This is a genomic window from Moritella yayanosii (assembly GCF_900465055.1).
GTDB classification, from domain to species: Bacteria; Pseudomonadota; Gammaproteobacteria; order Enterobacterales; family Moritellaceae; genus Moritella; species Moritella yayanosii.
Genome location: NZ_LS483250.1, coordinates 2,268,638 through 2,290,293, shown reverse-complemented (window position 1 = coordinate 2,290,293; position 21,656 = coordinate 2,268,638). Strand labels below are relative to the sequence as shown.

The window sequence follows — 21,656 nt, the reverse complement described above, 5'->3', positions numbered from 1 at the left end:
CCATTTCAATCGTTCTTTGAGTACCATCCAGAAAGTAATTCAGGACGCTCTTAGAATGATACACGAGAGCCTCATTACGCTGATCCGTACCTCGAGCATTCTTGGTAACGGTCAGGTGCAATTTAACTATCTCGATAATGAGGTGTTACTAGCAGTGCAAAAGAACCCTGAAAACCATCGTAATTTAGTGGTTCGAGTTGCGGGATACAGTGCTTTCTTTGTGGCGCTGTGTAAAAACTTACAAGGTATAGATTTATTACCTTATCACAAGATGGGTGTACATAAATATGAACAACTTGGTTGGAAGTACGCTTTCGATGACGATTTGAGATTTACACAAGACGAATTATTAAAAATAGAGCGTTATTTGCAAGGGATGGTATTCCAGTGGCGATTATCGCGCACTAACCATGATGTGAGTATTGAAGGAAAGTATAATGATTGAAGGTATTATTAATATTATCAAAAATGCTGGCATTGTTGGTGGTGGTGGTGCTGGATTACCAACCCATATTAAGGCAGATACTACCGTAGATACGGTATTGGTAAACGGTGCATCTTGTGAACCACTTCTTATGAGTGACCCTTACCTTATTGAAAATTCGGGAAAAAAAATGCTACAAGGCGTTGTAGCTATGATGGATGCCACTCAGGCTAATCGTGGTATTGTATGCTTGAAAGCGAAACATAAGGCTGCATTAAAATCCTTACGAACAGTCGTTGAGGAGTTTGGTGATCCACGCATTGAAATATTTGAGCTAGAAAACTTCTATCCAGTCGGGGATGAACATGTATTGGTGCATGAAGTTCTTGATAGAACGATTCCTCAAGGCCGATTACCACTTCATGTAGGCGCTGTAGTTAGTAATGTGGAAACGTTTTACAACATAGGATTGGCTCTTGATAATATACCTGTAACCGATCGTTATCTTACTGTTTTCGGAGCCGTTAAAACACCTATGGTCATACGTGTATCGGTGGGAACAACGGCATCAGAAGTGATTGAATATGCGGGCGGTGCGACTATCGATAACTACGTCGTAGTAGATGGCGGCCCAATGATGGGGCGTGTTTTATCAGATATAAACGAACCGATAACTAAAAAGACTAGTGGTATTCTAGTCCTTCCTCCAGAGCATACTGTCGTGGCTGGAAAAATCATGGCCCCTCAGCAAGTCCGCAAATTTACAACCTCTATTTGTTGTCAATGTACCCTCTGTACTGAACTTTGCCCACGTTACTTATTAGGACATGATATACAGCCACACAAACTCACCAGAATTAGGGCTGAGGATATACTGAACAGTAAAGAAGCTCATAAAGCATTGCTTTGTTCAGAGTGTGGTGTGTGTGAAAAATTCGCTTGTCCAATGGGGCTTTCTCCGCGTGAATTAAATGCACAAATTAAAAAGACCTTGAGAGAAGGTGGTATTCGTTTAGAAACGACTGGAGAGTCGCAAGAAGCTCATCCATTTAGAGTAAATCGCCGAATTCCAACTCAGCGTCTTATTCAACGTCTTGATTTAGAAAAGTATGACATTAACATCATTTACGGAGGGGAGTTAGTTCCTGACCAGGTATCCATTCCGCTATCTCAACACATCGGTGCTCCGGCAATTTGCCTTGTAAAGGTTGGCGATAGTGTAGAAAAGGGACAATGTATTGGTGAGATCCCAGAAGGTAGCATGGGCTCTAGAATACATTCGAGCATCTCCGGCGTGGTCTCTTCCATAACAAATAACGTAATAACCATAAAAAAATAATAGGTGAATGCTATGCAATTGCAAACAATAGGTTGTGTTGAACTAAACAGTGTTGCGGTGGGCATTCAAGTAGCAGATGCTATGTTAAAAGCCGCTAGTGTGGATTTAATCATGGCTAAGACAACTTGTCCTGGCCGTTATCTCATCGTTATCTCTGGGGATACTTCGGCAGTGACCAGTAGCGTTGAATCAGGTTGTGCTATCGGATCGATGATGGTCATAGATTATTTTATTATCCCTCGTGTACATGGTTCAGTAGCGGCTGCTCTTCAAGGGGTTCCCGATGCTCATGATATAGCTGCCCTTGGTGTTATTGAAGTATATACCTGTGCAGGATGTATCGTCGCAGCCGACGCAGCAGCAAAAGCTGCAGATGTTGAGGTTTTAGATATTCGTTTTGCCGCTGGATTAGCAGGTAAGGCTTTCGTCATATTGTCTGGTGATGTAGCGTCAGTACAGGCGGCTGTAGAAGCGGGTGTAGCCGGTGTTGGTGATTCAGGGCCAGTATTGAATCATGTAGTCATCCCTGCTCCTAGCAAAGATTTATATAAATATATTATTTAATAACCTCTGAGTTCTAAAAAGGAACATCCTCATGCATGAAGAAATAAAACAACGCATAATTCAGGAACATGTGCCAGGTAAACAAATTACCTTAGCTCATGTTATTTCTAACCCCCAGCCTGAACTTTTTGCTGTGTTAGATCTCAACGAAGAGCATGGTGACGCGATAGGAATTCTGAATATTACGCCATGTGAAGGCGTAATTATTGCCGCTGATGTGGCTACTAAAGCTGTGGAAGTAAATATTGGGTTTTTAGACCGCTCATATGGTTCTCTCATTATAACAGGTGATGTATCCAGTGTAGAGACCGCCATCCAAGAGATTGTTAATTATTTTACGGTAAAGTTAAATTATGATTGCGTAACCATGACGCAATTGTAAATCAATTAAAATTTCATACCTTCTTCATTCAAAATAATAAATTAAGCCTACTTCACTTCACACTTTTACCTCTTTAGGGGTGGGTCTTGTTGACCTTGCCCTCTAGGGAAAAGATAAGCTTGTCTTTAAAATATTTGGGCAATAAGCAACTAGGCAGGGCTGATTATGATAATGGATAAGGATTTAGTTTCCATACAAGAATCAAGGGTTCTTATGGAAAATGCAGCTAAAGCACAACAAGAGTTAGCGACATTTTCTCAAGAAAAACTTGATACCATTGTCGAGGTCATGGCTGTTAGTGTCTCAAAACAAGTTGAAAGTTTAGCAAAAATTTCTTTTGAAGAAACGGGTTATGGCTGCTGGAAAGATAAAGTGAAAAAAAACCAGTTCGTTACTCAGCAGGTACCAACATATTTGCGCTCACTAAAATGCGTTGGTGTCATATCTAAAGATGACGAACAACGCACAATAGATATAGGTGTACCTTTTGGCGTTTTAGCTGGATTATGCCCAGTGACCAGCCCGGTATCAACGACCATTTATAAGGCACTTATTGCAATAAAATCGGGTAATAGTATTGTTTTTTCTCCTCATCCGCACGCAACCAAATGTATAAAAGCAGCCCTAGACTGCATGATAGAGGCAGCAGAGGAGAGTGGTTTGCCTAAAGGCTCGCTTGCCTACATGGATACAGTGACGAAAGATGGGACAAAAGAGTTATTAAACCATCCTTCTACTTCTTTGATTTTGCTTTCAGGTGTTCCTGGTATGGTGGAATTAGGGCGCTGTTCAGGGAAGCCTGTCATATATAGTGGTACCGGAAACGGTCCCGTTTTTATCGAACGCAGCGCAGATGTTCGTCAAGCCGTTCAAGATATTGTATCGAGTAAAGTATTCGATAATGGCATATCCCCTTCAGCAGAACACTCAATTATAGTCGATTCATGTATCGAACCTCAAGTACGTACATTAATGCAAGAGCAAGGTGCGTATTTCATGACCGAAGAAGAGTCATGCACACTTGCGAATCTTTTATTTTCTGAGACGGGTAAACATAGACCAGGAATGGTCGGCGTTTCAGCTAAACAATTGGCAACCAGAGCAAATATTTCTGTCCCAGATAACGTGAGTCTTTTAGTTGCAGAACGTAAATACGTTGCCAAGAGCGATCCTTATTCTAGGGAGCTTTTAGCGCCTGTGCTTGCTTACTATGTTGAAGATGATTGGATGAATGCTTGTGAAAAGTGTATCGAGCTACTGCTTAACGTACGCAATGCACATACGCTTACGATCCACTCCAATAATGAAGAGGTTATTTTACTCTTTGCATTGAAAAAATCGGTAGGTAGATTACTGGTTAATACACCAGCTTCTTTTGGAGGAATCGGTTTAACCACAAATTTAACCCCTTCAGTATCACTTGCAAATAGAGCTTATGGGCAAGGAATGACGGCAGATAATGTATCTCCAAGTAATTTAATCTATATACGAAAAGTTGCTTATGGGGTGCGACAGGTAGAAAAAGCATCACTTAAGCAAGAATCAACAATTCAAGATCATGATGGTTCTATAAACGCTGTCCAGAAAGTAATTCTGGACGCTATTTGAATGATACAAAACAGCTAAAAATTAAATATTAACGTTAAACAATAACCTAGCGTAAGGGCGACAGAACATGGATCTTCAGAATTTTTCTAATAAGCTTGAAGAAGCAACTAAAAATTTAACGGACGCGGAGCGCAGTTCATTAAAGAAAATTTTTGAAAATGTATCGAAAGAAGCATTTTCTCAGCCAGTAGTCGAGCCAATTGTAGCGCCAATTAGCACCGAAATACCTGATGGCCCTACAGAAAGACATGTGAAACTTAAAGAAAACTTTATGACACATATGCCATCTATTAATATTAACCGCGCCCGTATTATTACCAACGTTTATAAAGAAAATGTTGGCATGCCACCGATCCTTTTACGCAGTAAAAGCTTCCTTCGTAACTGTCAAGAAGCGGTTCTATTGATTCAAGATAACGAATTGCTTGTTGGCGCACCTTGCGGTAAGCCTCGTGCAGGCTGTTTTTCTCCTGATCTTTCTTGGCGTTGGTTGCGTGATGAGCTCGATACGATTGGCACACGTGCACAAGACCCATACTACTTAGCAGAAGAAGATAAGAAAGAACTGCGGGAAGACATTTTCCCTTACTGGGAAGGGCGCTCTGTCGATGAGCATTGCGAAGGGTTATATCGCGAAGCGGGATTGTGGGAGCTATCGGGTGAGTCCTATGTTTCTGACTGCTCTTACCATGCGATAAGCGGTGGCGGTGATTCGAACCCAGGTTATGATGTTATTGTCATGAAAAAAGGCATGTTGGATATCCAACGTGAAGCGCAAGAGAAGTTGGATGCGCTAGACTACCATAACCCAGATGATGTAGAAAAAATCTACTTCTATAAGTCAGTCATTGAGACGGCAGAAGGTGTGATGGTTTATGCTAAGCGCCTATCTGAACACGCTACTCAGCTCGCAGAAAAAGAAACTGACCCTCGCCGCAAACAAGAGTTGCACAAAATTGCAGAAGTGAATGCACGAGTACCTGCTCACCGACCAGAAACTTTCTGGGAAGCGATGCAAGCGGTATGTACCATCCAGTCACTACTCCTTATTGAAGAAAACCAAACGGGTATGTCTATTGGTCGTGTCGACCAATATATGTATGACCTGTACATGGCAGATCTGAAAGCTGGCCGTATGAACGAGTACGAAGCGTTTGATATAGCGGGTTGTATGCTAGTTAAAATGTCAGAATTGATGTGGCTAAACAATGAAGCTGGGTCAAAATTCTTCGCTGGTTACCAACCATTCGTCAATATGTGTGTGGGCGGTGTGACGCGTGAAGGCCGTGACGCAACCAACGAATTAACCTATCTACTGATGGATGCGGTGCGCCATGTTCGCATTTATCAACCGACACTAGCAACCCGTGTTCACAATAAATCACCACAAAAATACCTGCGTAAGATCATTGATGTTATCCGTGCCGGTATGGGCTTCCCAGCCGTACACTTTGATGATGCACATATTAAAATGATGCTCGCGAAAGGCGTCTCGATGGAAGATGCGCGCGACTACTGCTTAATGGGGTGTGTTGAACCACAAAAATCAGGTCGCCTTTATCAATGGACTGCAACGGGTTGGACTCAATGGCCAATTTGTATTGAATTAGTACTTAACGCGGGTGTACCGCTTTGGTATGGACAGCAAGTTTGTCCTGATTCAGGTCCACTTAGCCAATACGACACTTATGAGAAATTTGAACACACCGTTAAAGAACAGATTAAATACATTACTAAATGGACCTGTGTTGCGACCGTAATCTCTCAAAAAGTTCACAGAGATTACGTTCCTAAGCCATTGATGTCAATGCTATTTGAAGGCTGCATGGAGGCGGGTGAAGATGTATCCGCTGGCGGCGCAATGTATAACTTTGGCCCTGGGGTGGTCTGGAGTGGGCTTGCGACTTATGTTGACTCAATGGCAGCAATTAAGAAGCTCGTGTTTGATGAGAAGAAGTACACATTAGAGCAAATGAATGCAGCATTAAAAGCAGACTTTGTTGGTTATGATCAAATAAAAGCCGATTGCTTGGCGGCGCCGAAGTACGGTAACGATGATGACTATGCTGATGATATTGCAACTGATCTTGTGTACTTCACCGAGACAGAGCACCGTAAGTTTAAGACGCTTTACTCGGTATTGAGTCATGGCACGCTATCTATGTCAAACAATACGCCCTTTGGTCAACTGCTTGGCGCTTCAGCGAACGGTCGTGAAGCTTGGTCACCATTATCAGATGGTATCAGCCCGACTCAAGGTGCGGATTATAAGGGGCCAACGGCCATCATTAATTCCGTCTCTAAGATGGGCAATGATTATATGAATATTGGCATGGTGCATAACTTCAAGCTGATGTCAGGACTGCTTGATACGCGAGAAGGTGAAGATGGCATTATTACGTTGATCCGTACCGCGAGCATTCTTGGTAACGGTGAGATGCAATTTAACTATCTCGATAATGAAGTGTTACTCGCAGCGCAAAAGAACCCTGAAAAATATCGTGATTTAGTCGTTCGAGTGGCGGGTTACAGTGCTTTCTTTGGTGAGCTGTGTAAAGACGTACAAGATGAAATCATCAGTCGTACAGTACTAAATGACTTTTAATCCATCGTTACTCCTGCCGATGAGGCAGGAGTAAGCTTTAGGAATGACTTATACCATGATAGAAAGAAAAGCACGTATCTCTAATATTCAAAAATACAATATGTATGATGGCCCAGGTATACGTACGCTTGTATTTTTTAAAGGTTGCCCTTTACGCTGCGTGTGGTGCTCGAATCCGGAAGGTCAAAAGTATCATCACCAAATCCTATTTAAAGAGAATTTATGCACGCAATGCCGAATGTGTGTAGACGTGTGTCCAACAGATACCCATTACTTAGATCCAGTTACCTTTGAACATAAGGTGAAGGATACCGATTGTACGGGGTGTGGAAAGTGTGTCGACGTTTGTCCAACGAATGCATTAGCAGTGACAGGCGAAGATAAAAGCATAACAGAATTACTTGAAATTATTGAAGAAGATAGACACTTCTATCACACAGGTGGCGGTGTAACGCTTGGCGGTGGCGAGGTGCTCATGCAACCTGAAGCGGCGATTAACTTACTCGCGATGTGCAAATACTCTGGCATCAATACAGCGATAGAGACATGTGGTTATGCGAAACGAGAAGTGATCGTTGGAGTAGCAGAGCATACAGATCTATTTTTGTATGACGTCAAGCACATGATCCCAGAAGAACACCACCGTGTAACAGGTGTTCGTAATGAGTTGATATTGGATAACTTGAAATGGCTTTTAGATAACAAGCACAACGTTAAGATCCGAATCCCACTGATTAAAGGCGTCAATGACAGTGAAGAAAATCTGCGTTTGTTATTAGAATTTTTATCACCTTATAAAGATTTTAAAAACTTAAAAGGTATTGATTTATTGCCTTATCACAAGATGGGGGTACATAAATATAATCAACTTGGTTGGAAGTATCCTTTTGATGATGCTCAGAAATTCACACAAGAAGAATTAGTAAAAGTAGAGAGTTATTTACAAGGTCACGGCATAGATGTTGCAGTTATCGCGCACTAACCATGATGTCAGTATTGAGGAAAGTATGATGAATGCTATCGGAATGATTGAAACAAAAGGGCTATTGGCGGCTATTGAAGGTGCTGATGTTATGCTCAAAGCAGCTGATGTAACCTTGCTAGATAAAAGCTCTGCTACTGGCGGTTTAATCACGATTACGGTGACTGGTGAAGTATCTGCTGTTCAAGCCGCTATTGAGGCTGCGACAGTTGCTATTAATCGTCTTAACTCAAACTTATTGATTTCAAAGCACGTTATTGCGAGACCAAGCTCATCTTTAGAAAAGGTAATGTCGATAATGTCCTCGACACCACAAAATGAAAGCGCAAAAGATGTTGAAAAAGAACATTTACCTGCAGAGGAAACTCCTGTTTCTGCAAAGGAAACCCCTATCACTATAGAGGAATCTACTATCGTTATAAAAGATGCTCCCGTTGTTGTAGCGGAAGCCCCTGTCGTTGCAGAGTTACCTATTGTAGTGGGGTCACCTGTTGCGGAGGCCGCATCTGTAATTGAGGATGTTCCTGTACCGAAATCTGTCGAAGATACGGTGTCTCATTACCGCGCATCTAAATTGCAAAAGATGAATCTAAATAATTTGCGTGAAATAGCCAGCGAGCTACCAGAACTAAATACAAACATAGATATTAAAAAAGCGACTAAAAAAACTTTAATTAAGGTTATACGTGATAGTCAAATAAATAAAGGGCGTAAATAATGGTAGATAAAGATCTATTATCAATTCAAGAAGCGAGAGCTTTAGTCAGCTCAGCTCGCACGGCTCAAAGCAAATTTTCTCAGCTAGGTCAAGAGCGTGTAGATACTATTGTTAAAGCCATTGCTGACGCTGTTGCAAAACAGGCTGCTGAGCTTGCTCGCTTAGCAGTAGAAGAAACGGGTTTTGGTAAGGTAGAAGATAAAACCACTAAAAACATATTGGCGAGTGAAAAACTGTACGCTGCCATCAAAGATATGAAAACCATCGGCATTCTTAATAACGATGTCTCTAAAAAAATAATAGAAGTCGCTGTCCCTATCGGCGTTATAGCGGGAATTGTGCCTTCTACAAACCCGACGTCTACAATTATTTATAAGTCTCTAATTTCCTTGAAATCGGGTAATGCTATCGTCTTTACCCCACATCCAAGTGCGAGTAAATGTATCGGGCAAACAGTCTCACTTATCCGTGAAACACTTCAAGCATGTGGTGAAAGTCCAGACATGGTGAGTGTCATGAGCATTCCAACAATTGAAGGAAGCGGCGAGCTGATGCGCAAAGTGGACCTTATTCTGGCAACAGGTGGTCCCGGTATGGTTAAAGCTGCATACAGTTCGGGTACGCCTGCTCTGGGTGTTGGCGCAGGTAATGTGCCTGTCTATATCGAGCGCACAGCGGATATCGAAGATGCTGTCGCGAAGATACTAGCGAGTAAGACGTTTGACAATGGTACGATTTGTGCCTCTGAGCAAGCTATTATTACCGATAATATTATCGATGCGCAGGTGAGAGCGACCCTTAAAGCACAGGGCGGATATTTCCTTCAAGGTGAATGCCTTGAAAAAGTTAAGAAAATCATGGAACGCCCTAACGGCGCGATGAACCCAGCTATTGTAGGAAAAGATGCCCTGTACATTGCCGATTTAGCCGGCATTACGGTGCCAGCAGGCACTCGACTTCTTATCGGAGAAGAGTCTGGTGTAGGTCCTTCATACCCATTCTCGAAAGAAAAACTAACATCGCTAATCGGATACTACACAGTAGAAGATTGGAATGAAGCGTGTGAGTTGTCGATTAAGCTACTGCACAATGGTGGTGTAGGTCACTCTTTAGCCATCCATTCTAAAGATGAAGCTATTATCTGTGCGTTTGGTTTGAAAAAGCCAGTTTCACGTATGCTAGTTAATACGCCTTCTACTCACGGGGCAGTTGGTCTGTCGACTAATTTATTCCCGTCCTTTACCTTGGGCTGTGGTGCAGTTGGCGGCAGTTCGACTTCTGATAATGTAACACCAAAGCACCTTTTCGATATTCGTCGTATTGCTTATGATACTGGTGAGTTGTCTTATCAAGCGTCTTATCAAACAACTCAGGTTCAGCCGTCGACGGTTACTTCTCCGTTAACTAATAATGCACCTGAAATGGCGATCAACAGTACAGATACTATTCCAGTCGAACTTTCAGCAAAACATGTTCATTTAAGCGAGCAAGATGCACTCGTACTCTTCGGTGGTCCACTGACAAAAGTACGTGAACTGTCTCAACCAGGGCAATTCTTATGTAAAGAACGTATCCGTTTAATTGGCCCTAAAGGTGTCATTGACAATGTTGCAGTTCTTGGTCCAAATCGCGCTAGTTCGCAAGTGGAAATTTCTAAGGCAGATGCTCGTATTTTAGGTATCAAAGCCCCTCTTCGTCAGTCTGGTGACATCGCTGGTACTCCGGGTATTATTCTTTCTTCACAGAACAACGTTGTCGGCATTGAAGAAGGCGTGATTATTGCGGCAAGACACATTCATATGAATAGCAAAGACGCTGCACGTTTTGGTCTTGTTGATAAAGATGTTGTCAGTGTTCATCTCGAAGGAGAACGAGCATTAGTACTTGAAGAAGTTTCAGTACGTGTGAATGATAATTTTGCGCTAGCCATGCATATTGATATTGATGAAGGCAATAGTGCGTGCTGGAACAAAGAGACTAAAGGCCGAATTATAGCAAAAAGAAAGGCTACTAACTGCTCAATATAGTTACGTCATAAGGCAATATTATGGATTCAGATATTTTAATAAAAACCATCGTTGAACGTGTGCTTAGCGAACTACAAAAAGATTCTTCTGGTAGTAACAAAACGCACGTGATGGTTCTTAGCGCTTACTCCAAACTGGTGGAAGAGCAGACTCTAAAATGCCTTAACGCAAACGATGTTGAACTTCATTTTCTGGGTGATAGTCACCCAGTAAATGAAATGGCGCGCTATGTCATTCCTCAATTATCTTGCGGTGATATGGCTGAGCTTGCATCGGGTCAAGCTAAAGGTCCGATGACCGAAGCGGTGTTACAACTGTTACTTGAGGGAACGGCTGTTGAAGTTCTTGATTATGAATACAAAGCCTATGAAAACACGGCTGCACCAGGCTTATACAAGCTCTATATGCAGCATGAAAGTACATTAAGTTCGTTTGGTCTAACATCTTTTAAACCTGAGTCTAAGCCTATTGCTCGATGCTGGCAGAAACTCATTGCTGAGAAAGATGTAGAGCAAGCAGCACATGCTGGTGTGAAAGAAATGCATGTAATAAAAGAGAGTGTGATAACACCTCTTGCGATGGAACAAGCTAAATTGTCCCAGATTAATATTTATAAAAATCTATAAGTGAATTTATTATGATCATAGGTAAAGTGATTGGAAATGTTTGGGCTACTCGTAAAGAGGACACTCTTAATGGTCTTAAGTTTATGGTCGTCCAATATCAGGATCCAATTTTACCAGAGAAAAAGAATAGCTTTGTGGCCGTAGATTGCGTTGGTGCTGGTAGTGGTGAGCAAGTGTTAGTCGTTACAGGCAGCTCTGCACGTATGGCGATAAAAAACGCAGACGCTCCAGTCGACGCCGCTATTGTCGGTATTATTGATGAAATCCAGGTTAAATAGGAGTGATAGATGGATACACTCGGAGTCGTTGAAACAAAAACTATTGCCTCAGGTGTAAAGCTTGCTGATGAAATGCTCAAGATAGCTGACGTAACACTAGTCAGAGCTTCAACTATTTGTTCAGGAAGATACCTTATTTTTGTATCTGGCAAGCAAGCTGATGTTGAAATGGCGGTTAGTCATGCCCGTTTAACGAACAGACTAACTGGGAATTTTGTGATTTCCGGTGTTTCACCTGAACTTGTCACGGTACTGAAAAAAAGGTTACCGATAAAAACAGAGCAAGCTATCGGCCTAGTCGAATCGAGTACTGTTTCTGCAGGAATAGCTGCCGCTGACATTGCCGTAAAGAGTGCTGATATCAGCCTGCACCGCCTTGTTACTGGGTTGGGGATCTGTGGAAAATCTTATTTTATTTTTAGCGGAGAACTAGCAGCTGTTGAAGAGGCGAATAATATGGCCAAAGAGTTTTTAGGTACAAACTATATTGAATCGATAGTACTTGCCCGCCCAGAACATGACGTGGTCAAAGCGATAATAGGTGTGAGGTAAACATGAAAAAAACACTAGTAGAAGTAAAAACTCTAGATGAGCACATTTGTACTAAGAACAATACTATTTATCTAGATGGAAGTATTATCTTAACGCCAAGTGCGAAAGATGAGTTGAATAAACGAGGCATTGCAATTGTGCATGGCTCGCTAACAGAACCGGATGCAGGTCAATGTTCTATAGACTGTGTCTGTGAAGGCTGTATTACGCTGGCAGAAACTGGCAGTACAGAAAAAACATTTTACTCTATAGCCGCCATATTGAAACAAGATTTTGGCGTGACAGATGTAAAACAGCTACAAGAAATGAGCTGTCGCATAGTAAAAACTATTAATAAACAATGAGGTAGAGTATGAGTGCTTTAGGTATGGTTGAAACCAAAGGTTTAGTCAGCGCAATTGAAGCCGCTGATGCGATGGTAAAATCTGCAAATGTTGAGCTTGTTGGTCGTGAACAAGTCGGTAGTGGGTTAGTGACTGTTATGGTACGTGGAGATGTCGGTGCGGTAAAAGCAGCGACAGATGCAGGTGCAGCTGCAGCTAGCAAAGTTGGTGAGTTAGTTAGCGTACACGTTATTCCTCGTCCACATAATGAAATAGAAAGTATTTTGCCGCAGTCGGCAAATAATATTTAGGAGATAAAAATATGAATGCACTAGGTATGGTTGAAACGAAAGGTTTAGTTGCCGCAATTGAAGCAGCTGACGCAATGGTAAAAGCTGCAAATGTTGAACTTGTTGGTCGTGAACAAGTCGGTAGTGGATTAGTGACTGTTATGGTACGTGGTGATGTAGGTGCGGTAAAAGCAGCGACAGATGCGGGTGCAGTAGCAGCGAGTAATGTTGGTGAACTTGTAAGTGTACACGTTATCCCACGCCCTCATAATGAAGTAGAAAACGTACTGCCTAAACCTAACAAATAATTTTTGTAATTACTTGAGTAGATAAAAATATAAGCTTTAACGGTCTATATTTGTTTTTAAACTGTATTTCTATCCTGGGTAGAAATACAGTTTAAATTTTCTCAAAATATCAAACAGAGTAGTTATGAATTTTATTATCAGAGTTCAAATTTTGGTTGGAATATTTAGAGAGTAATCTATGACACAATTTTATGCAAAAACAAAGGTTTGCTATGGAAAAGGCTCTTTGGATAACCTTCAAAAGTTACCAGGGAAACATGTTTTTATCGTAACAGACTCTTTTATCGCTAAAACAGGCTTCGTAGAAGAGGTGAAAAGTCATCTGTCAATGGGCGTTTTATGTACCATTTTTGACAAAGTTGAGCCAGATCCGTCCTTAGATACAATAACTATTGCTACACACCTCTTTATGAAAAGCGAAGCAGATATAATTATTGCCATAGGTGGAGGGTCAGCAATTGATGCTGCTAAAGCCATCGCTTATTTTTCAAATCATGCGGATTTGTTGCGTCAGCCTCCTTATCTTGTTGCGATCCCTACAACCAGTGGTACCGGATCTGAAGTTACCTCGATTTCAGTAGTCACCGATAAAAAAAATAATCTAAAAATTCCTCTTCAGGATGACATGCTCATCCCTGATCTTGCGATATTGGATGCGCGGTTTACACGTACAATGCCACCATCTATTACTGCAGCGACAGGTATGGACGTATTAACCCATGCGATTGAAGCATACGTATCAAGTCAAGCCAATATCTTCACATCGACTTATGCTGAAAATGCCATCAAGATTGTGTTCAAATATTTGCCTCGTGCCTATGCAAATGGCGAAGATATGGAAGCGCGAGAGCAGCTTCTCCTTGCGTCCTGTATGGCAGGTATGGCCTTTAATAACAGCGGGCTAGGGATAACTCATAGTGTTGCTCATAGCCTTGGCGGTCTTTTTCATATACCTCATGGCGTGGCAAATGCAGTATTATTGCCTTCTTCGATTGAATTCAATAGCTTTGATGCTGGTATGCAGTATAAAAATATCGCTCACTTTTTGGGGTTACCTGCTTCATCTATGGATGAAGGAACGAGTCATCTATTAGAGGCGGTTCGTCAACTGAACGCTTCTTTAGATATACCTTGTAAAATCAGTGAATTAGATATTGATGAAGATAAGTACATAAATTATATGCCCACGATGGCAAATAATATTCTTCAAGATATATGTACTACCAGTAATCCCAAAAAACCATCCTATGAGGATGTGATTCGCTTATTACAAAAGGCTTGGTGATTTATAAGTTAGAAGTGTTCAATAAATCCACATACTTCAAATATGTTCGGATTTAATTTAACCGAACACTTGTAAGCGTACGGGCAACGACACCTCGCCCAATATAATCATGTACAACAAGATTATTGGTTCTGTCGCAAATATTTAAAATTCGGATAGTGGCATAAACACATTTAGCTCCTGCCATATTGTGTATGTATTTCAGATAGACTCGTGGTTCATTAAAGCATTCCTGCTAGTGCTGAACTCCGGGCTGAAGTGGTTAACTCGATATTGGTATGTCGAATGATTTATACGAACGTTGAGTATTTAATGCGGGCGCTACCTTCTTCATATCGGATATTACTGCAATTTAGGATTGCCTCGAATATTTTGATATTAGAGGTAAAAACAATATAACATGTCGAATTACTGTCTAAATGTCTCATTTTTGTTTAAAAAAACATGAATATACAGACGAATATCACAAAGGTAGCCATTGTCAATTGAACTTTTATAAAATAAGCATAATCTTAAAAAGTTAAAATACTACTCCCTTGGTAGTAGATCTCATTTGATTTTTTTATTAAGCCTGATCAGGTTACTGCACTATGAAAGTAGCTCTTTCGTTAAAAGAAAAAGACAGATTATGACACTATTTTTAATAATCAATACTGTGTTCGTATCAGAGCAAATTTTGCCTCTATTTGTCTATGAAGGCGGGAGAAATAAGACGGTTTTATCTGAGTTTTATACCCATGAAACAACTGTGTTACGTCATATTAACGATTAGGTTTTTATAAATTATAAGTTTGTTGGCATCCGGAATTATGGACGGTTTTCAGCAATCTACATGTACACCTACATATAAAACATAGAATAAAAACTAAAATAACCAAAAGGACATCTAATTATAATGGAACAATCAAAATCGTTAACTGATGATCTCGGTATTCTTACAGCTGAGAGCGCTGAAAAAAAGCTACGGAATGACTTTCGTGTTAAAGGAATGTCTACCGCTCTATTTTCAGGACTCTCATACGGATTTTATACCGCCTTTATGACACTATCGATGTCTGTGGGCATCTGGACTGTTTGGTATGGAGAAGGCTCTGGTCTCTCTGCATTCGCAACAACATTCCTTCTTGCCGCCATTGCTGCCGCTCTTACAGATTCATGTAGTGCTGTGTGGGCACTGGGCATCGCAGCTGCACGCGGTCGCTTAGGTGATGTTTTTCGCTCAATAAGAACCAAACCCGGTGCCATCATTGTGGGAGCAGCTATTATTGGTGGTCCCTTGGCGAGTACCGCGTATGTAGTAGGGTTGCAGATGGCGGGTTCAATTGTTGTGCCTATTAGTGCCTTATGTCCTGCCATTGGCGCCATTTTAGCTCGTGTTCTTTTCAAACAAGAACTATCACCTCGCATGATGTTAGGCATTGCAATCTGCTTTTCTGCTAGTGTTCTTATTGGTGGCTCTGCTGGACTTGCTGATGGTGATACTTCAACTGTGATGTTAGGTATCGGCTTTGGCTTCATTGCTGCTCTATTTTGGGGTGTCGAAGGCTGTATAGCGGGTTTCGGCACGTCTATGATTGATCCAGAGATCGGCATCACTATCCGTCAAGTTACTTCTGGATTAACTAATTTACTTATTTTAATTCCTTTATTCGCCTATATTGGTGGCGAAGATGGTTACGCTATGGTGTTCGAAGCGGTAGCTGATTCTGAATCAATGATATTCTTCATTGTTGCGGGTTTAGCTGCATATGGTGCCTTTATGTTCTGGTATAAAGGCAATGCTATGTGTGGTGCAGCACTAGGTATGGCTTGTAATGGTACATTCTCTTTCTGGGGACCTTTGTGTTGTTGGTTAGTCTTAGGTATCGGTTTTGGCATTGCCGGTTGGACGATGGCTCCGGTTGCATGGCTTGCTGCGATAATCATGGTTTTTGGTATTTTTGTCATCGCTATGAATCCAATGGATCTATTCAAGAAGGGTAATAACCAATGAAACCATTAAATTATGCAATATTGAAATTTTTTACTGCAATTGAAAAGGCCAGTACCATTGAAGTAATGGACGCACTTCGTCCAGAGTATGGTGATTTTAAAGCTTTTACTAAAGGGGCTATTTTAGATGCCTTGCTAACGGCTGAAACCAACGGTTTGCTCGAAGGTGTTGGAGGCGTAATATCAGAAGATAATGAGCTAATTTTGTACTTTAGGGCTCATGAAGAAGGCGCTAAAACCATAAATCGTTATATTGCTGATTGATAAAAGTTGGTTGGGAGCGTTCTGTAATGCTCCCATTATATTACTAATCACAACTAGTTGAGAGGAGTATAAATTGAAAAATCGTTCCAAATATTCAATTGGTGATGCCAGTAAATTATGTAACATCTCAACAAAAGCACTTCGTTATTATGATAAAATTGGGCTAGTTACACCACAACGATCTAACTGCAACAATTATCGTTACTATAACGATGACAGTTTACACCTTATACCTGTTATAAAATATTACAAACAGATGGGGTTCAAACTCGATGAAATGACTCAGCTAATTAACGATAATAGTGCTAATACTTACAGTGTTATGCAAGCTGTATTTGAAAGTAAAATGGCTGAGATTGATGAAGAGCGGCAAGGATTAAGAGTTAGAGATAGTTCGATTCATGATTGGTATAATCTTGTACAAGAGGCAATAAATGTACAAGAAAATCAGATAACTGATGTTTCTGTGCAATTTTTTACAGGTGCCGACTACCTATTTTGGGAACAAGATTTTGATGGCAATATTCGTGACGCTATTATTAATATAGAGTTTACGGATTATGTCGAAAAAATAAAAAATAACATAACTGGACCGGTTATAATAAGGTTCAATTCCCATCAACAGCGTGTTGTGGGCTCAGGAAATTGTTGTATTTTGCAAAAAACAATCCTCCCTTGCCCACCAGAAAAAACCGTTTTTGTTGGCGCTCAGTCTATGGCTAGGTGTTATCACATAGGTAGCCATTCTACTATTAAGAAAACCTATGAAAAAATAACAGCATGGGCGGAATTAAATAACTATTTACTCGCAGACGAATGCTATGAGCGATATGTTATAGATTATTGGACAACTCAAGATAGCGACAAATATGTAACGGAAGTTATGATACCCGCTACATCACGACTCTGATCACTAGATTTGATAAAAGTTTAATTTATAATGATCTTGCTGTGGGTATGCGCATCATTATTGAGATAACATTATTGACCTTCCCCTTAAGAGGTAGGCTAACCTAATCCAGAAATAAATTCTGGAGCAATAGAATTAGTATGTGGCTTAAACGAAATACTAATTTTAACGCATAATAATTATGGGGCTTAAATAATGGTAGATAAAGATCTATTATCAATTCAAGAAGCGAGAGCTTTAGTTAGCTCAGCTCGCACTGCTCAAAGCAAATTTTCTCAGCTAGGTCAAGAACGTGTAGATACTATTGTTAAAGCCATTGCTGACGCTGTTGCAAAACAGGCTGCTGAGCTTGCTCGCTTAGCAGTAGAAGAAACGGGTTTTGGTAAGGTAGAAGATAAAACCACTAAAAACATATTGGCGAGTGAAAAACTGTACGCTGCCATCAAAGATATGAAAACCATCGGCATTCTTAATAACGATGTCTCTAAAAAAATAATAGAAGTCGCTGTCCCTATCGGCGTTATAGCGGGAATTGTGCCTTCTACAAACCCGACGTCTACAATTATTTATAAGTCTCTAATTTCCTTGAAATCGGGTAATGCTATCGTCTTTACCCCACATCCAAGTGCGAGTAAATGTATCGGGCAAACAGTCTCACTTATCCGTGAAACACTTCAAGCATGTGGTGAAAGTCCAGACATGGTGAGTGTCATGAGCATTCCAACAATTGAAGGAAGCGGCGAGCTGATGCGCAAAGTGGACCTTATTCTGGCAACAGGTGGTCCCGGTATGGTTAAAGCTGCATACAGTTCGGGTACGCCTGCTCTGGGTGTTGGCGCAGGTAATGTGCCTGTCTATATCGAGCGCACAGCGGATATCGAAGATGCTGTCGCGAAGATACTAGCGAGTAAGACGTTTGACAATGGTACGATTTGTGCCTCTGAGCAAGCTATTATTACCGATAATATTATCGATGCGCAGGTGAGAGCGACCCTTAAAGCACAGGGCGGATATTTCCTTCAAGGTGAATGCCTTGAAAAAGTTAAGAAAATCATGGAACGCCCTAACGGCGCGATGAACCCAGCTATTGTAGGAAAAGATGCCCTGTACATTGCCGATTTAGCCGGCATTACGGTGCCAGCAGGCACTCGACTTCTTATCGGAGAAGAGTCTGGTGTAGGTCCTTCATACCCATTCTCGAAAGAAAAACTAACATCGCTAATCGGATACTACACAGTAGAAGATTGGAATGAAGCGTGTGAGTTGTCGATTAAGCTACTGCACAATGGTGGTGTAGGTCACTCTTTAGCCATCCATTCTAAAGATGAAGCTATTATCTGTGCGTTTGGTTTGAAAAAGCCAGTTTCACGTATGCTAGTTAATACGCCTTCTACTCACGGGGCAGTTGGTCTGTCGACTAATTTATTCCCGTCCTTTACTTTGGGCTGTGGTGCTGTTGGCGGCAGTTCGACTTCTGACAATGTAACACCAAAGCACCTTTTCGATATTCGTCGTATTGCTTATGATACTGGGGAACTGTCCTATGGTCACAATACTCCTACCCATAGCGCTGACGTAATATCTAAAAAAGAATCAGTAAATGTAGAAACGATCACTCAAATGATCGTTAACGAACTAAAAAAAATGTCTTAATATAGATTAATTAAACAAATAAGTGAGCATAAAATGTCTTTAAATGGTTCTGTCGCAAATATTAAAAATTAGTGACGGAACTATTTTTCAGATACCGTTAGCCTGCGACAGGCTTAAGCAACAATAAGTATTACTAGGTAATATTTATTGTTGTGACAACGGAATATCTCATTGAGATGTTTGATGGCAGTTAGCTACGTGCCTGGAATAATTCTTGGTGGGAGTTAGTTCGCTAGATTTCACGTAGCGAATCATTACTAGACGCTGATCTTACATTACATGCGTTATGCGAAGTGGCTTTCCAGTTACTATTCATTTTTGTGTATTCTCTTCCGCTTACCACAAATACGGCATTGGTATACGCTATTATACCGGATCCTTTCAAGCAAAGTGCGATGGACTCTACGCATCTCATGATGTTTACAACATACCATATTAACTCCTTAATTTATGAATGCTTTGGGGATCATGGTATGCCTTACTTTTAGAATGTAGAACCAAATTTACGCGCCACTTTATGAGAATTTAATTTAGGCGATCAAAATTCACGGTCTTCCCCTGAGTGGTTCAGAGAACTTAATTACCTAATCTGGAGATAAAATAGTCGATATGCGGGCTATTGAACATAAAAGTGATAACGCGTTTAACAACGCATGTAGTACGCATGTAGTACGTATGTAAGTACGACCTAAAGTCTCTCAACCCTCTTAGAGGACCACTTAAACGTCAATTCAACCGTTCTATCACGCAGGACAAATGATCGAGTGTAGGCGTTGCTAGATAATACTAATTCTGTTGTGACAACAGGAAATATCATTGGGATGTTTGATGGCCGTCAGCTACGCGCCTAGAATAATGCTTGGTGGACGTTAGTTCGCTATATTTCACGTAGCGAACCATTACAACTTTCTCTTAAGATCAAAAAAGCTTCCAACGAGGAAGCTTAATTTATAGATCCACTGCTATTAAAGCGGTGTTTTACTCGTATTCAGAAGCGTAAGTTTCTTCATAAGTGTGTGAGTAAAGCTCAAACAAATTGCCAAACGGGTCTTCTAAGTACACCATTTTTGCTTGTTTTCTGTCGTCTTCTGGGTGGTAGCGATGGACGTCCATACGCACTTTTCCGCCATATTCTTCAGTACGCGCAATAGCACCTTCAAAGTCATCTGTTTGAAGACAGAAGTGGAAAATACCAATGCGTGAAAAATCAACTTCGTGACGCTCTTGACGTTCTTTCATTTCAAACATTTCAACACCAATGCCGTCAGTCGTTACTAGGTGTGCAATGTTAAAGCCTTTAAAGCCTTCACCAAAAACAGCAACACACATTTTGCCAATGGCTGTTTCACGCTCTTCTTTTACCTTAGTATTACCCATGACTACTTTAAGACCAAGCGCGTTAGTGTAAAACTCAACCGCTTTATCCATATCGCCTACCATAATGCCAACATGATTCATTTTCATAATTTTCTCCAAACTCAGGTAATTAACTCGTAACTTGTTTTGATGGAATAAGTATATGGGGGGCTGTTTATTATTTGAAATTATCATTTATAATTGAAATAATAATTTTTTGTTATGGAACGCCACAATCATGTTAAACCCACTTTGGCTTAATACTTTTGTAACCCTTATCGATACAGGGCATTTTACTAAGACGGCTGAAAAATTATTTATGACCCAGCCAGGTGTCAGCCAGCATATTCGTAAACTTGAACAAGCTTGTGACCATGCGCTTATTCGCCGAGAAAATAAGCGTTTTGAAATCACTGAGCAAGGTCGCCTGGTTTATCAATACGCTGGTCAACTGGCAAAAAATGAACATGAATTGTTAGAAAATCTCACTTTTGATGATCCTTTCACGGGGAATTGTACTATCGCTTGCTCTGGCTCTCTTGCCTTGATTCTTTATCCACAGCTATTGGAATTACAAAACCAGCACCGCAAGCTGATTATTCAGCTAACAGCGGCGCCTAATCACCAGATATTAAATGAAATACAACAAGGTATTATTGATTTAGGGATTGTCACTCATGTTTCAAATCACAATTTATTTGACGTGCAAGCGCTCGGAAGAGAGCAGCTCTGTTTGGTGCTTCCTGCCAATATTGAAACCTATAATTACAGCGCAAAATTGCTAATCGAACTCGGTTTGATTAGCCACCCAGATGCTGAACATTACTTATCACTTTACTTTGCTAAAAATCAGAGAACTGATTTTAACGACTTGAATATTAGCGAGATCCCCGTGTCAGGGTATGTCAATCAAATCAGCCAGATATTGCAACCAGTAGCCAAAGGATTGGGTTTTACTGTTTTGCCAAAAAGTGCTGTTGATAGCTTTCACGAACCTCAAAACTTACAAATATTTAACCCCAAAAAGCCAGTGATGGAGTCTCTCTATGTAGTGAAAAAGAGAAATAGGGCACTCCCTGCTCGTTTAGATACTGTCAATTCTATATTACAGGAGCATTTTGATATGGAACTTTGACGCTATTTTATACAATATAAGCCCTTATTGGAGGC

General features: G+C 40.8%; 22 protein-coding genes. 21 read left to right on the top strand and 1 reads right to left on the bottom strand.

The features are described from left to right. Positions 1-16 precede the first annotated feature (16 nt). The 20 genes from MORIYA_RS10515 (at position 17) to MORIYA_RS10420 (ending at position 19,130) form a co-directional block, all read left to right on the top strand. Positions 17-445 carry a glycine radical domain-containing protein gene (locus MORIYA_RS10515; protein WP_331838545.1) on the top strand — a complete coding sequence of 143 codons (429 nt, stop codon included), beginning with the start codon at positions 17-19 and terminating at the stop codon, positions 443-445. Continuing rightward, the gene (locus MORIYA_RS10510; protein ID WP_112715022.1) at positions 438-1,763 is read left to right on the top strand and encodes a 4Fe-4S dicluster domain-containing protein; all 1,326 of its coding nucleotides are present in this window, start codon (positions 438-440) and stop codon (positions 1,761-1,763) included. Before MORIYA_RS10515 ends, MORIYA_RS10510 begins: the two co-directional genes overlap by 8 nt. A 12-nt stretch (positions 1,764-1,775) precedes the next feature. Beyond that, positions 1,776-2,327 (top strand): BMC domain-containing protein, encoded by a 552-nt coding sequence (locus MORIYA_RS10505; RefSeq protein ID WP_112715020.1) that lies wholly within the window; start codon positions 1,776-1,778, stop codon positions 2,325-2,327. Between the two features lie 31 nt (positions 2,328-2,358). Continuing rightward, positions 2,359-2,709, top strand: coding sequence for a BMC domain-containing protein (locus MORIYA_RS10500; RefSeq protein ID WP_112715018.1), 351 nt, complete (start codon positions 2,359-2,361; stop codon positions 2,707-2,709). A gap of 165 nt (positions 2,710-2,874) precedes the next feature. Then, positions 2,875-4,317 (top strand): aldehyde dehydrogenase family protein, encoded by a 1,443-nt coding sequence (locus MORIYA_RS10495; RefSeq protein WP_174216922.1) that lies wholly within the window; start codon positions 2,875-2,877, stop codon positions 4,315-4,317. A 67-nt stretch (positions 4,318-4,384) separates the two neighbouring features. Further along, positions 4,385-6,922, top strand: a complete 2,538-nt coding sequence (gene cutC / locus MORIYA_RS10490) for a choline trimethylamine-lyase (RefSeq protein WP_112715014.1) — start codon at positions 4,385-4,387, stop codon at positions 6,920-6,922. A 55-nt stretch (positions 6,923-6,977) separates the two neighbouring features. After that, positions 6,978-7,904 (top strand): choline TMA-lyase-activating enzyme, encoded by a 927-nt coding sequence (gene cutD / locus MORIYA_RS10485; RefSeq protein WP_112718565.1) that lies wholly within the window; start codon positions 6,978-6,980, stop codon positions 7,902-7,904. A 25-nt stretch (positions 7,905-7,929) separates the two neighbouring features. Further along, the gene (locus MORIYA_RS21355) at positions 7,930-8,622 is read left to right on the top strand and encodes a BMC domain-containing protein (protein WP_162629267.1); all 693 of its coding nucleotides are present in this window, start codon (positions 7,930-7,932) and stop codon (positions 8,620-8,622) included. After that, entirely contained in the window at positions 8,622-10,649 is a 2,028-nt protein-coding gene (locus tag MORIYA_RS10475; RefSeq protein ID WP_112715010.1) for an acetaldehyde dehydrogenase (acetylating), read from the top strand. The genes MORIYA_RS21355 and MORIYA_RS10475 overlap by 1 nt, the downstream gene beginning before the upstream one ends. A gap of 20 nt (positions 10,650-10,669) precedes the next feature. Next, positions 10,670-11,275: a hypothetical protein gene (locus MORIYA_RS10470; protein WP_112715008.1), complete on the top strand. Its 606-nt coding sequence runs from the start codon at positions 10,670-10,672 to the stop codon at positions 11,273-11,275. 11 nt (positions 11,276-11,286) lie between these two features. Then, the gene (locus MORIYA_RS10465; RefSeq protein ID WP_112715006.1) at positions 11,287-11,553 is read left to right on the top strand and encodes a EutN/CcmL family microcompartment protein; all 267 of its coding nucleotides are present in this window, start codon (positions 11,287-11,289) and stop codon (positions 11,551-11,553) included. A gap of 9 nt (positions 11,554-11,562) precedes the next feature. Then, on the top strand, positions 11,563-12,105 hold the full coding sequence (locus MORIYA_RS10460) for a BMC domain-containing protein (RefSeq protein ID WP_112715004.1): 543 nt from the start codon (positions 11,563-11,565) through the stop codon (positions 12,103-12,105). Between the two features lie 2 nt (positions 12,106-12,107). Next, a complete protein-coding gene (locus MORIYA_RS10455; RefSeq protein ID WP_112715002.1) occupies positions 12,108-12,449 on the top strand; it encodes a hypothetical protein in 342 nt (113 codons plus the stop codon). Positions 12,450-12,457: 8 nt separating this feature from the next. Then, positions 12,458-12,739 carry an ethanolamine utilization microcompartment protein EutM gene (gene eutM, locus MORIYA_RS10450; protein WP_112715000.1) on the top strand — a complete coding sequence of 94 codons (282 nt, stop codon included), beginning with the start codon at positions 12,458-12,460 and terminating at the stop codon, positions 12,737-12,739. Positions 12,740-12,750: 11 nt separating this feature from the next. Next, complete coding sequence (eutM, locus tag MORIYA_RS10445; protein ID WP_112714998.1) at positions 12,751-13,026, top strand: ethanolamine utilization microcompartment protein EutM; 276 nt, start codon at positions 12,751-12,753, stop codon at positions 13,024-13,026. A 178-nt stretch (positions 13,027-13,204) separates the two neighbouring features. Beyond that, positions 13,205-14,311: a 1-propanol dehydrogenase PduQ gene (locus MORIYA_RS10440; protein WP_112714996.1), complete on the top strand. Its 1,107-nt coding sequence runs from the start codon at positions 13,205-13,207 to the stop codon at positions 14,309-14,311. Positions 14,312-15,206: 895 nt separating this feature from the next. Beyond that, entirely contained in the window at positions 15,207-16,304 is a 1,098-nt protein-coding gene (locus MORIYA_RS10435) for a hypothetical protein (protein ID WP_112714994.1), read from the top strand. Next, positions 16,301-16,567 carry a hypothetical protein gene (locus tag MORIYA_RS10430; RefSeq protein ID WP_112714992.1) on the top strand — a complete coding sequence of 89 codons (267 nt, stop codon included), beginning with the start codon at positions 16,301-16,303 and terminating at the stop codon, positions 16,565-16,567. Before MORIYA_RS10435 ends, MORIYA_RS10430 begins: the two co-directional genes overlap by 4 nt. 73 nt (positions 16,568-16,640) lie before the next feature. Further along, the gene (locus MORIYA_RS10425; RefSeq protein WP_112714990.1) at positions 16,641-17,477 is read left to right on the top strand and encodes a MerR family transcriptional regulator; all 837 of its coding nucleotides are present in this window, start codon (positions 16,641-16,643) and stop codon (positions 17,475-17,477) included. A gap of 195 nt (positions 17,478-17,672) precedes the next feature. After that, on the top strand, positions 17,673-19,130 hold the full coding sequence (locus MORIYA_RS10420) for an acetaldehyde dehydrogenase (acetylating) (RefSeq protein ID WP_112714988.1): 1,458 nt from the start codon (positions 17,673-17,675) through the stop codon (positions 19,128-19,130). 978 nt (positions 19,131-20,108) lie between these two features. Here the strand turns inward: MORIYA_RS10420 and MORIYA_RS10415 are convergent. Beyond that, positions 20,109-20,594 carry a VOC family protein gene (locus MORIYA_RS10415; RefSeq protein WP_112714986.1) on the bottom strand — a complete coding sequence of 162 codons (486 nt, stop codon included), beginning with the start codon at positions 20,592-20,594 and terminating at the stop codon, positions 20,109-20,111. A 130-nt stretch (positions 20,595-20,724) separates the two neighbouring features. On the opposite strand from MORIYA_RS10415, the gene MORIYA_RS10410 reads away from it, so the two are divergent. Next, positions 20,725-21,621, top strand: coding sequence for a LysR family transcriptional regulator (locus MORIYA_RS10410; protein WP_112714984.1), 897 nt, complete (start codon positions 20,725-20,727; stop codon positions 21,619-21,621). Positions 21,622-21,656 lie beyond the last annotated feature (35 nt).

Coding starts and splice junctions, on each gene's coding strand:
- MORIYA_RS10510 (WP_112715022.1), top strand. CDS start 438: ATGATTGAAGGTATTATTAATATTATCAAAAATGCTGGCATTGTTGGT.
- MORIYA_RS10505 (WP_112715020.1), top strand. CDS start 1,776: ATGCAATTGCAAACAATAGGTTGTGTTGAACTAAACAGTGTTGCGGTG.
- MORIYA_RS10500 (WP_112715018.1), top strand. CDS start 2,359: ATGCATGAAGAAATAAAACAACGCATAATTCAGGAACATGTGCCAGGT.
- MORIYA_RS10495 (WP_174216922.1), top strand. CDS start 2,875: ATGATAATGGATAAGGATTTAGTTTCCATACAAGAATCAAGGGTTCTT.
- cutC (WP_112715014.1), top strand. CDS start 4,385: ATGGATCTTCAGAATTTTTCTAATAAGCTTGAAGAAGCAACTAAAAAT.
- cutD (WP_112718565.1), top strand. CDS start 6,978: ATGATAGAAAGAAAAGCACGTATCTCTAATATTCAAAAATACAATATG.
- MORIYA_RS21355 (WP_162629267.1), top strand. CDS start 7,930: ATGATGAATGCTATCGGAATGATTGAAACAAAAGGGCTATTGGCGGCT.
- MORIYA_RS10475 (WP_112715010.1), top strand. CDS start 8,622: ATGGTAGATAAAGATCTATTATCAATTCAAGAAGCGAGAGCTTTAGTC.
- MORIYA_RS10470 (WP_112715008.1), top strand. CDS start 10,670: ATGGATTCAGATATTTTAATAAAAACCATCGTTGAACGTGTGCTTAGC.
- MORIYA_RS10465 (WP_112715006.1), top strand. CDS start 11,287: ATGATCATAGGTAAAGTGATTGGAAATGTTTGGGCTACTCGTAAAGAG.
- MORIYA_RS10460 (WP_112715004.1), top strand. CDS start 11,563: ATGGATACACTCGGAGTCGTTGAAACAAAAACTATTGCCTCAGGTGTA.
- MORIYA_RS10455 (WP_112715002.1), top strand. CDS start 12,108: ATGAAAAAAACACTAGTAGAAGTAAAAACTCTAGATGAGCACATTTGT.
- eutM (WP_112715000.1), top strand. CDS start 12,458: ATGAGTGCTTTAGGTATGGTTGAAACCAAAGGTTTAGTCAGCGCAATT.
- eutM (WP_112714998.1), top strand. CDS start 12,751: ATGAATGCACTAGGTATGGTTGAAACGAAAGGTTTAGTTGCCGCAATT.
- MORIYA_RS10440 (WP_112714996.1), top strand. CDS start 13,205: ATGACACAATTTTATGCAAAAACAAAGGTTTGCTATGGAAAAGGCTCT.
- MORIYA_RS10435 (WP_112714994.1), top strand. CDS start 15,207: ATGGAACAATCAAAATCGTTAACTGATGATCTCGGTATTCTTACAGCT.
- MORIYA_RS10430 (WP_112714992.1), top strand. CDS start 16,301: ATGAAACCATTAAATTATGCAATATTGAAATTTTTTACTGCAATTGAA.
- MORIYA_RS10420 (WP_112714988.1), top strand. CDS start 17,673: ATGGTAGATAAAGATCTATTATCAATTCAAGAAGCGAGAGCTTTAGTT.
- MORIYA_RS10415 (WP_112714986.1), bottom strand. CDS start 20,594: ATGAAAATGAATCATGTTGGCATTATGGTAGGCGATATGGATAAAGCG.
- MORIYA_RS10410 (WP_112714984.1), top strand. CDS start 20,725: ATGTTAAACCCACTTTGGCTTAATACTTTTGTAACCCTTATCGATACA.